The sequence below is a fragment of the Desulforamulus aquiferis genome, assembly GCF_030577015.1.
Lineage (GTDB): Bacteria > Bacillota > Desulfotomaculia > Desulfotomaculales > Desulfotomaculaceae > Desulfotomaculum > Desulfotomaculum aquiferis.
Genome location: NZ_JARPTC010000013.1, coordinates 65,792 through 77,027 on the forward strand (window position 1 = coordinate 65,792; position 11,236 = coordinate 77,027).

Here is an 11,236-nt window from a genome sequence, read left to right on the forward strand (position 1 = left end):
GTTGGAAAAATAATCTATAAGCATTAACATTTTCCCATATTTATTTGGATAATGCAAATTATTACTTTATTTTTTAAATCTGACATAAAAGGTTGTACCCTTAGGGCCAGTATCTACTTCTATAACAGCATTGTTTCTTTCTGCAATACTATAACAAGTTACTAAACCCAAGCCTGTCCCTTGTTCTTTAGTAGTCAAAAAAGGTGTGGCAATTTTATTAAGGACTTCCGGGGCAAATCCAGGACCTTCATCTTTAATAGCTAGAACTGTATCTTGGTCATCAGCAAAGGTTTTGATGGTAATTTTTCCACCACTGGTCACACTGGTCATAGCCTCCAAACCATTTCTCACCAGATTAAAAATAAGCTGATGAATTTCATCCCTGTTAATTTTAATATCCGGCACAGACAATTTATCTAAATGGATACTATGATTAACGTTCAAGGCATCTGCCTGAAGCAATGGGTATAAGTTATCAATGATTTTGTTTAGATTATGTAATTTAATTTCTGAAGATTGATTTTTTGATAAAGATAAATATTGGGTGATTATTGAATTTGCCCTATCCAGTTCGGTGATCATTAGATCAAATATTTCCTTTTCCTTGAAGTATTTGGGCTTATCTTTAAGTAGCTGTAAAAACCCCCTTGTTGTAGTCAGTGGATTTCTAACCTCATGTCCGATACCTGCAGCCATCTGACCTATTAGATTAAATCTCTCAAGGCGCCTTAATTCTATCTCCAACTGCTTACGCTCGGTTAGATCACTGCCAACCCCAACAAACCCCTTTAGTTTACCTGATAAATCCTTAAATATCCCAAGAGCTAAATGAAAGGGTACTATTGTACCATCCTTCTTAATTAGAGTAATTTCACCCTCCCAAAATCCGTACGCTTGTATTTTTTCCATCACAGCCTTGAAATGACTTCTCTTATCTTCCGGCGTTATAATTTTTATATTATTGCCAACAGCTTCCTCTTTGCTCCAAAGAAATATTTGCTCAGCCGTTTTATTCCAATAGATAATATTATATGACAAATCACATGCAATAATTGAATTTCTAACCTGATCTAAAATTGAGGCCTGAAAATATATTTGTTCTTCTGCCTTTTTGCTTGAAGTTATAGACAGTTTACACAGATTATTTTTTATGATATTGATGGATCCTTTAGCAGCAGTCAAGAGAAGTCCCACTGTAATTAACCAAAAACTAATTATTATTGAAATGTTTTTTATTGCAGAAGCATAAATAGCATCTGTTTTCCCATTAGCCCAGATATGTCCAATAATTTTGCCATTTCTTACTAGGGGCTTAGCATAGTAAACTATTGTTTTTCCATTCCAGCCCCCCGGGTTACTTAACTCTCCAAATTCCGGCTTTTCATTGGCATAAATATTAGTGTAGGGATACATATTGTGTTCCAATTGAACAAGCTCTGTCTGATCATAGTTAGGAGCTATAGCTACAATGTGATCTAACTCGATAGAATAATATCCCATCCCAATATCTAAAAAGGAATGGGATATTGAATTAACCAGTGGCTGTAAAACACTGTTTATTACTATAATTTTATCGTTAATGCTTTTGTTAATTGCTCCCTGCTCCATTAATATTTCATCATAACTCAAGTTTAAACTTTCATCTAACCTATCAACAATGGCAAATAACAGTTTTTGTTGCTCCATTTTACCCATTTCTATAATACTATGTTGGATTATGGCTGCCATAATCAGCATCGGAATAACTGTTATGAGAATAATCACTAGCATTATTTTATTAGTTAGTCTAATCGGAATTAGTTTCTTAATTGCACACAAAATAACACCCCCACAACCATTCCATTCTATAAATATACTCTAGTTCCTTTTTAGAGCAAATATTAATCACTGTGATTCACGGATTTAATACAAAAAAAACCTGCCTAAATAGGCAGGGACATTTAAAATGATCCGCGTGATTATGTCGGTATTATTTTACTCCAACGGGAATTTTTTATCCCCGCTAAACTTGAAGTATTTATTTTAGAATATTTATGGGTGTAATTATAAATGTTTTCCACTGCGTAATATTGTGTCCATAACTACGGACGTATCCAAGGATACATTAGGTACAACCCAAAGGGCAAGGAGAACTATTGCCATTGATAAAAGTGCGATGATTAATTTTCTCATGGAGGACAATCCTTTCAATAAATTATCGTATTACCTAATTATAATAGTAAGTTGTTACAAATTCCTAAAATTTAAATTAATTATTCCTCAATATTAAGACGTTCCTCTAGAGCATTTTGTTACAACTTTCAGTATTAAAGTTATAGATTTATTTCATCATAACATATTTAATAAATTTAAAACTATCTGCCAGACGACCATGTTCGACCTTTATCAATTTGTCCATATTTGCACATAATTACTATTGAGGTGATAAAGATGCTTTCTCTTGGAACAATCCTCTATGTGCTTATTGTTGGTAGTATTGGATTATTTTTTTTAGGGTTAATTTTGTCTAAAATGAAAATAAAATAGATTAGAATAGAATATTTCTTTATTATTTTTACCGGTAGCAGGTAAAATTTCTCCTAATTATAACCAATGAAAGTGGTCAAGAAACCTTAATTTCACAATTGGTTAAGGAGCCCCATATATTGAAGTAAATCATTTAAAGGGGGTATTTAGGAGATGTCATCAACCTCTATTTGCATTTGTTTGGGGTTACTAGTTTTACTAATTATAATTTTGCTTGTATTAGTATTAGTGGGTATATTCTAAAGACAAAATATTAATCCCGCCGAACTTCAGCGGGATTAATATTTTAACTCTTGTCTAAATCTATTATTTACCCTTGCCCTTTTTGGACCATTCCATTTCACGTAACTGTACCCTTCGTATCTTTCCACTCACTGTTTTAGGCAGGGACTCTACAAATTCAATCTCCCTTGGATATTTATAAGGTGCTGTTACCCTTTTAACATAATCTTGAAGTTCCTTAACTAATGATGAAGACGGGTGATAACCATTTGCTAATACCACAAAGGCCTTAACTATTTCTCCCCTTAATGCATCTGGGCTGGCAACTACTGCTGATTCGGCAACAGCTTCATGCTCAATTAAGGCACTTTCCACCTCAAAGGGCCCGATTCGATAACCCGCCGCAAGGATAACATCATCAGCACGACCCACAAACCATAAATAACCATCCTCATCCTTTACAGCCCTATCCCCTGTAATATACCAATCCCCCCTGAAACATCTTGCTGTCCTCTCGGGTTCTTGCCAATACTCCATAAATAGGCCAACAGGTCTTTCAGGTTTAACCCTTATCGCTATATCTCCCTCTTTTCCTGGAGGTAATATTTGTCCCTGTTCATCGATTACTTCCACAACAAACCCAGGTGCAGGTTTACCCATGGAGCCAGGTCGAATAGGTACGCATGGAAAATTACCCACCACAAGAACTGTTTCTGTCTGACCATAACCATCTCTGATGGTTATGCCTGTTGCTTCCTTCCAGGTATCAATAACCTCAGGATTTAATGGTTCTCCAGCACCAGTACAACTTCTTAGGGCAGAAAATTCATATGCACTCAAGTCTTCTAATACCAACATTCGGTAGTTGGTAGGCGCACCACAAAGGGTTGTTATGGGATATTTCTGCAATAATTCTAAACAGCGTTTGGTATTAAATCTAGATTCATGATGAACGAACAAGGCCGTTCCCATATGCCAGGGTCCAAACAAACTACTCCAGGCAGCCTTACCCCAGCCTGTATCGGAGAGGTTCCAATGTAAGTCTTCAGAATTTAAATCCAGCCAATACTTGCCTGTAATTAAATGGGCATATGGATAAGTGGTATGAGTATGTACAGTCATCTTAGGATTTCCTGTAGTTCCAGAGGTAAAGAATAGAATGGCCGGTGCATCACTTCGGGTTTTAGGACCATTAAATTCAGTAGTATAGCTTTCTAATGCTGGATTATAGTTAATCCAGTCCTCCCTATCCTCACCTACAACTATTTTTACTTTAACAGATGGAAGTTCAGCTTTTATTTCATCTACCTTAGCCGCCGTGCGAGAATCAGTTATAATGGCTGCTGCACTGGCAGTATCTACTCTAAACAATAAATCTTTGGTGGTTAATTGGATGGTTCCAGGGCTAACAACCGCGCCAATCCTTAAACATGCTAAAAAGGTTTCCCACCATTCGATGTATCTGGGCATAATCAGGATGACTATGTCACCCTCTTTAATTCCCTTTTCAACCAGAAGGTTAGCTAACTTATTGGAACGATCTTGGAAATCCTTAAAGGTTCGCCTTACCTCATTATCCTGCTCATCAACCCAAAGCATGGCAAGCTTGTCCGGATTTTGTGCCCATTTATCTACCACATCCGTTGCAAAATTAAAGTACTGGGGAATATTCCAATTAAACTCAAGGCGTTCCTTTTCATAGTCTGTCATGTTGCTAACCATTCCATTACCTCCGTTTGTTTAATTTTTTCTCCCTAAATTCAATAAGTTATATGCCTATAAACAACAGCAAATTATAAAGATTATAGAAAAATATAAATTTACTGTTAATTTTCTTTCTTATTATATCAGATATTGTCAAGTATCCAGACAGATTAATATTCCTGCCAATTTCTCAAAATACGTTCAAGAATGTGATATTTTACTCATTCCTGCATAATCTCTAAAAATATAAGCTAAGGAACCTCCTTAGCTTATAAACCATTCTATTGTTTTTTTAACTCCAGGGATAAAATCCGTTGTTGGCTTCCAATTCAAAATTTCCCTGGCCCTTGTTGAATCTACACAATAAGCAAATTGTTCATCCCTGCTATAGGGTATGACACCTACCTTTAATAGTTCAGCTTTGCCTAATTGATCAGCCACAATATTTGCTGCTTCCCTCAGGGTAATGGATGCTCCGGTACCTATATTATATACTCCGCCCTGTCCCCTTTCTGTGGCTGCAGCCAGCCAAAGGGCCTCAATTACATCATCCACATAGATAAAATCTCTGTATTGTTCACCGCCGGTCATTGCAAAGGGCTGATTAGCTAACAAACTCTTAATTAATTGACTCAAAAATAACTTCTCACCTTGACCCGGTCCATATACTAGGGTTGGCCTTATTACTGTTATCGGCATTCCAAACATTTTAGCTACTAGCAAAGCCAATTGTGTAGCTGCTTGCTTGGAAGAGCCGTAGGCAGTACTGGGTTGACAGGCTTGATTTTCTTTATAGGGTGCCGGTCCTGGACCATATTCCGAGGTACTGCCCACAACAATGACTGCCCTGCAGCCATTCTCCTGCAGGGCTTGCAGGACGTTAAGTGTTCCAGTTAAGTTATTTTGGTAAGCCTGTTGAATAGTCCCCCAGGCACCTCCCAACGGTCTGGTCCCTGCGAGATGAAAGGCTAAATGGGGTCTAAAGGACTTTACTTCCTTGCCAAGTTTGGAGAAGTTTAATACATCTGAACTTATATAGTTTATATTAGGGTCAGGTTTAATAATTTCCTTTCTACACCTGCCCCTAATTAATGCACCAACCTTTAGACCATCAAAGGCTAATCTATTTACCAAATGAGATCCAATAAACCCCCCGGCACCGGTAACCAGAACCCTGGTTTGCTTCACCCCACTTGCTCACCCCACAATAAACCTGTATTATTTATTCGGATTCCTTAAATAAATATTTTTGATACCATTTTATAGTTTCATTTAGACCATCGTTTAAGCTCCATTTCGTGCCCCAGCCTAATATTTTTTTTGCCTTTGTACAATCACAATATTGATGGATTATTTCTCCCTCCAGGGTCCCGGAACCGCGAATATCAGGTATTAAGTCTTTGCCGGAAACCCTTACTATTTCATTTACTATTTCTAAAACCGTACTGGGTCTATTGGGTCCGAAATTAAAGGCTTCTCCAACAACGGCCTTACGGTGTAGATTCTCAGCCAATAAAATATAGGCCTCAACGGCATCCAGAACATAGAGGTACTCACGTAATGGACTGCCATCACTTCTAATAATAGGATTTCTGCCCTCTAAAACAGTCCTAATGCTGCCAGGCACAATCCTGTTAAAATTCAAGTCCCCACCACCATACACATTTGACAATCTCGACACAGCCACAGCCAGACCGTAGGTTTTATGATAGGTCCTGGCAATCAGATCAGCACATGATTTGGAAACATCATAGGGATGTGTCCCCCTTAAAGGGTGATCTTCATGATAGGGTAGTCGCTCATGACTGCCATAGGCCTTATCGCTGGACGCAACCACAACCCTTTCCACAGTGGCCGACAAACGACAGGCCTCCAATAATGTCCAGGTACCCCTAATGTTTGCTTCAAAGGTTGAAAGGGGGGATCGGTTGGCTATATTTACTATTGTCTGGGCTGCCAGGTGAAATACCGTATCAACCTCGTATTCAGCCAAAACCCTGGTAACAAAATAGTAATCTGTAATATCACCATAAGCAGCATTAATTCTATTAATCAACCCCTCTTTAAATAAATTGCTGTACCCCACATGATCCCTTATTATCCCAGTTACCGAGGCACCTTTCTCTACTAGCCTATTAGTTAGCCAGCTTCCGATAATTCCGGTGCAGCCGGTAATTAAAACACTCTTACCTTGCCAATCACTCATGCCCTCTCACCTCCCAGGGAGCATTCCCTTGCTGCCAAAGCCTATTTAATTGCTCCATATCCCGATATGTATCCATACATTGCCAAAAGTCCCTATGTCTAAATATTTTGAGCTGTCCATCCTTGGCCAGCTGTTCCAGTGGCTCTCTCTCAAGTATGCAATCAGCCTGGTCAGTCAAATAGTTAAAAAACTCCCTCCGAAAAATAAAATATCCTCCATTTATCCAACCCCTGGCGACCTGGGTTTTTTCACTAAATTCAAGGACATTATCACCCTCCACGGCAAGCTCTCCAAATCTTGATAGGGGACGAACACCTGTTACTGTGGCAATGCATTCGTGCCTATTATGAAAAGCCAACAGTTCATTTAGATTCACATTGCAAAGTCCATCACCATAGGTAACCATAAAGTTTAAATCACTTTCAACATATCTCTGTATTCGTTTAAGTCGGCATCCAGTCATTGACTCAATACCGGTATCTGCCAAAGTAATCTGCCAATCCAATTCTTGTCTCTTGTGAATCTTTATCGAGGAACCTCCATTGGAAAAATCAACTGTTAAGTCACTGTTCATCAGCTCATAATTTACGAAATATTGCTTGATCATATCGCCCAAATAACCAAGACAAAGTACAAAATTGTTAAATCCATAGCTTGAATAGTGCTTCATGATATGCCAGAGTATAGGCTTATCTCCAATACTGACAAGTGGCTTTGGGCGGTAAACGGTTTCTTCCTTAAGCCGGGTCCCCTTCCCGCCACATAATATCACCACTTTCATTCCAGTCCCTCCTCTTTCGGTAGCTAGCCATGTTACGTAAAAATTCCCAAACAGTTTTAATCTTCACGTTTGAGCTACCCCCCTGTCGCTGGCGAAAGACAACCGGTATCTCACCAATGGGTGCTGCAAGGGCATTGACTTTGAGCATAACCTCAGCATCAAGAAACCAATCTTTACTGCTTAAATTTAACCTCTCATAACATTTCCTCGTCATTATTTTAGGGGTTCCGTTAATATCCCCAACATTTACCTTAAATGTATATACAAATAGTTTATTAAATATGTGGGAAACAATTTTTCTGACTGCCCCGTCCTCCCTCCGGCATCTCTTAGCCTTACAAAGCTGTAAATCACCCTCAAGAATTTTATTAAATACTCCAGTGACATCCTTTGGATCTATTTGACCGTCTCCACCCATAAAGCCTAAATACTCCCCATTTGCCCATTTTAATCCATTTATAACACCCCAGCCGTAACCCTGGTTAACAGGCACAGTAATAGTCTTTATTTGTGGATATGTTTCAGCCAGTTTTGCTAGGATATATCCAGTCCTATCCCTAGAGCCGTTATTGACAAGAATTAACTCATAATTAATTTTTTGTTTATTCATTTCTTCCACTAATTCAACAGCAACTTTTTTTGCGGTGGCCTCTTCATTATAAAGGGGAATCACCAGTGAAAGGGTTGGTCGATTTCTAGTCATATTCTTTCTCCTTATTACTTACTGTAATATGGAGTTTGGCCCTGAATATGGCCATCTATTCAGGGTATATTAGATAATGATCGGGAAATACTAAAGGGGTTAATTAAGTAGGTGAACTAATGAGCTACAGGTTGGTTTTACAGGGCAGTTTAATTACCCTTGCTTGGATATTACTTGTAATTCCCAGCATTGTCGGTTATCTAAAAGGAACTTCTTATACAGTTTTTTATCGTTCATATATCCTAGGTCAAATGCAAAAAACCCCCTTGTTAGATTCAATATTACTGGGGGTAGTTTTTTTAATAGTTTTTGTTTTATATTTCTGGACATTAAGAATTAACCTGCTAAATATTAGCTCCATGACAATTTTTGTATGGACTGCAGTTTTTACAGTGATTCTAGTCCTATTATTTCCCTATACCTGTCATGATGTGTTTTATTATATTGCCACTGGCCAACAGCAAAGCCAATATCAAATAAATCCCTATCTAACATCAGTACATCAGATGCCTGATTGGCGCTCGGATCCCTTACTTAGTAATACACGCTGGGGATTTCTTCTCCATGTTTACGGCCCCCTATGGGCCAAGGTATCCAGCATATTGATTGCACTGGCAAGCAACAGCCTCTGGGCCGCCTTATTTATTTTTAAAGCCTTTGCCGGCTTAGTCCATTTGCTAAATCTTGTATTGATTGGTCTTACTGCCCGACGGCTAAACTTAAATACCTCCTGGGCTATGCTAGCTTACGGTTGGAACCCCCTTCTACTTTTCGAATTACCTGGTCACGCCCATAATGATGCACTCCTGCTGACCTTTATTATTTTAGCCCTTTATTTTTTGACCATATCAAAAGGCTTATTTTCCATCCCCGCCTTAACCCTGGCTGCTACAGTAAAGTATACTTCAATACTTCTAATACCCCTCTTTGCTGTCTGGTTACTTCTACAAAGGAAAATTAAACCTCTGATCCTAGGGGGGGTAATCTCCTTAGGATTGTTATTAGCAGCCTGGTATCCCTATTGGGAAGGCCTTGCGACCCTAAATGGTCTATCCCGTCAAATGAATTTTTACTCTATCAAGTCATTGCATTTTTTACTTTGTCAAGGGATTCAATACTTCATGCCCAGTCTTTCTAAGGATGTTATATTCTCAAACCTATCAAGCATATTGATTTTAATATTTATTCTCTCTTACTGTTATTTGCTTATATATCAAATTCGGTCCAAAAACTCCCACCATGGTTTAATCTCACTATGTATAGTTGCTATTATTCTATACCTTTTTATTGCAAACAAATGGTATCAACCCTGGTATATTTCTTGGATTATTCCCCTTGGGGCTTTAATTAGACCCGGTGAGCCAAACTTTATGGGTACCCTGCTGCTCTCCTTCTCCGCAGAAATGTCAAGGCTGCCTCAAATGCTGATGCAAAATGTAAGTGTCTCAGTACAATTAGCTACCTTTCTTATTGCCTGGCTGCCAATAACCTACTTCTTATGGCACCCGAAGAGGTTCCCTCCTGCAAATAACTAGTTTTTTACTCGTATACCGTCAGTGAAAAGAATTTTTATGCGAAATATGTTTTTTATAATATTTTTCCTTAAATTTAAGAAGGAATTGGTCGGCGATGGTCGAATAATTTCACCAATATGAAAATATTGGAAGGTGACCTTAATGAATGATGTTGTAAATATCAAGGGAACACGCCACGGACTTTTGATTCTTTTTGACCCTACACGAGATTTTGATGATATTCGTAATAATCTTAAAAATAAAATGGAAGCCGCCAGAGGCTTTTTTAAAGGTGCAGAATTTGCATTTTATCAAGAGCCTGAAGTTGTAGAGCAGAAAAAACTTCTGGAAGAAATATGCCAGGAGTATGGACTAATACATCAACCTGATATCAAATCCAAAATTAATAATCAGGCTGAAGCTGCAAAAGTTACTGCAGCTTCCCAAGCAATGGCAGGAGAGAAAATAAAGGAAAAGGCAGCCACCTCAACCCAGGGTGATACTCTTCTTGTGAAAAGGAGCCTACGTTCAGGACAGCAGATTAATTATCCCGGCCATGTGGTCATCCTTGGGGATATACACGCCGGTGCAGAGGTAATAGCCTATGGCAATGTTATGGTAATGGGTGCCTGTCGAGGTGTAGTACATGCCGGTGCAGGAGGAAACAAAACTGCCCGTGTAGTGGCACACAGACTATCTCCAGCCCAACTAAGAATCAGTTCATCCATAGCCTGCTCCCCCTCGGACAAACATTCAGTCGCCAAGTACCCTGAAATAGCCTATTTATCCCCCGAGGGTCAAATAATCGTAGAAACCTACAACAGCAGCCGCCCCGCAGGTTCATCAAAATAATCAAAAGTTGCACCCAAGGTGCAACTTTTTTGACTGTTAAAAAAGATTCAACTGGGTTTTAATAATCCCGAGCAGCGATATTCGGAGTAGTGGATACAGCGCTTCGCGAAGCTTAGGTAGTTTCTCGACAAAAGGAACTTATATAAAGGGTTTCTTTCATATAAACTACTTACTAACAGCAGTCTGCGCTGCTAGTAGCCCAGCAATGGACTTCCCATCCCTAATCTTGCCATCAAAAATCATCTTAAGGGCCTCCAAAAAGGGAACTACCTCCACCTTTACAAACTCATCTTCATCGGGACTAGCCACACCAGCAGTAAGCCCTTGGGCCAAAAACACATGCATAAGCTCTGTAGTAAAACCAGGTGTAGTATAAAACTCACATAATTTTACCAGAGACTTAGCTGTATACCCAGTCTCTTCTTGCAATTCCCGCCGTGCGCAGGTATCAGGGTCCTCATTGTGGTCCATTTTCCCGGCAGGTATCTCAAGCAATACCTCAGATACAGGATAACGATACTGCTTTACTAGCAGCACATTATTCTCTTCGGTTAGGGCAACCACCGCCACTGCCCCGGAAAATTCCACTACTTCCCTACCACTTTCTTTTCCATTGGGCAGCAAAACCTTATCTACCCTCAGGTTTAATATTTTCCCCTCATAAACCATTGTTGAAGAAAGAGTTTTTTCCGAAAGATTATCCATATTATAACTCCTCTCTAGATCTT

9 protein-coding genes are annotated in these 11,236 nt (G+C 39.0%); 2 read left to right on the forward strand and 7 right to left on the reverse strand.

The features are described 5' to 3' along the window. Positions 1-66: 66 nt before the first annotated feature. The 6 genes from P6N53_RS09280 to P6N53_RS09305 form a co-directional block, all read right to left on the reverse strand. Positions 67-1,818 carry a two-component system sensor histidine kinase NtrB gene (locus P6N53_RS09280; RefSeq protein ID WP_304542565.1) on the reverse strand — a complete coding sequence of 584 codons (1,752 nt, stop codon included), beginning with the start codon at positions 1,816-1,818 and terminating at the stop codon, positions 67-69. Between the two features lie 1,014 nt (positions 1,819-2,832). Further along, on the reverse strand, positions 2,833-4,470 hold the full coding sequence (locus tag P6N53_RS09285) for an AMP-binding protein (protein ID WP_304542566.1): 1,638 nt from the start codon (positions 4,468-4,470) through the stop codon (positions 2,833-2,835). A gap of 246 nt (positions 4,471-4,716) precedes the next feature. Then, on the reverse strand, positions 4,717-5,640 hold the full coding sequence (locus tag P6N53_RS09290; protein ID WP_304542567.1) for an NAD-dependent epimerase/dehydratase family protein: 924 nt from the start codon (positions 5,638-5,640) through the stop codon (positions 4,717-4,719). Positions 5,641-5,674: 34 nt separating this feature from the next. Further along, a complete protein-coding gene (locus tag P6N53_RS09295; RefSeq protein ID WP_304542568.1) occupies positions 5,675-6,658 on the reverse strand; it encodes a GDP-mannose 4,6-dehydratase in 984 nt (327 codons plus the stop codon). After that, on the reverse strand, positions 6,651-7,439 hold the full coding sequence (gene rfbF / locus P6N53_RS09300; protein ID WP_304542569.1) for a glucose-1-phosphate cytidylyltransferase: 789 nt from the start codon (positions 7,437-7,439) through the stop codon (positions 6,651-6,653). Before rfbF ends, P6N53_RS09295 begins: the two co-directional genes overlap by 8 nt. Further along, positions 7,396-8,142, reverse strand: coding sequence for a glycosyltransferase family 2 protein (locus P6N53_RS09305; protein WP_304542570.1), 747 nt, complete (start codon positions 8,140-8,142; stop codon positions 7,396-7,398). Before P6N53_RS09305 ends, rfbF begins: the two co-directional genes overlap by 44 nt. Before the next feature lie 119 nt (positions 8,143-8,261). Between P6N53_RS09305 and P6N53_RS09310 the strand changes: the two genes are divergently transcribed. Both P6N53_RS09310 and minC read left to right on the forward strand, forming a co-directional pair. Next, positions 8,262-9,677, forward strand: a complete 1,416-nt coding sequence (locus P6N53_RS09310; protein WP_304542571.1) for an MptA/MptB family glycosyltransferase — start codon at positions 8,262-8,264, stop codon at positions 9,675-9,677. A gap of 141 nt (positions 9,678-9,818) precedes the next feature. Then, positions 9,819-10,508 carry a septum site-determining protein MinC gene (gene minC / locus P6N53_RS09315; RefSeq protein ID WP_304542572.1) on the forward strand — a complete coding sequence of 230 codons (690 nt, stop codon included), beginning with the start codon at positions 9,819-9,821 and terminating at the stop codon, positions 10,506-10,508. A gap of 165 nt (positions 10,509-10,673) precedes the next feature. Here the strand turns inward: minC and P6N53_RS09320 are convergent, their stop codons facing one another. Further along, a complete protein-coding gene (locus P6N53_RS09320; protein ID WP_304542573.1) occupies positions 10,674-11,213 on the reverse strand; it encodes an NUDIX domain-containing protein in 540 nt (179 codons plus the stop codon). Positions 11,214-11,236: the final 23 nt, after the last annotated feature.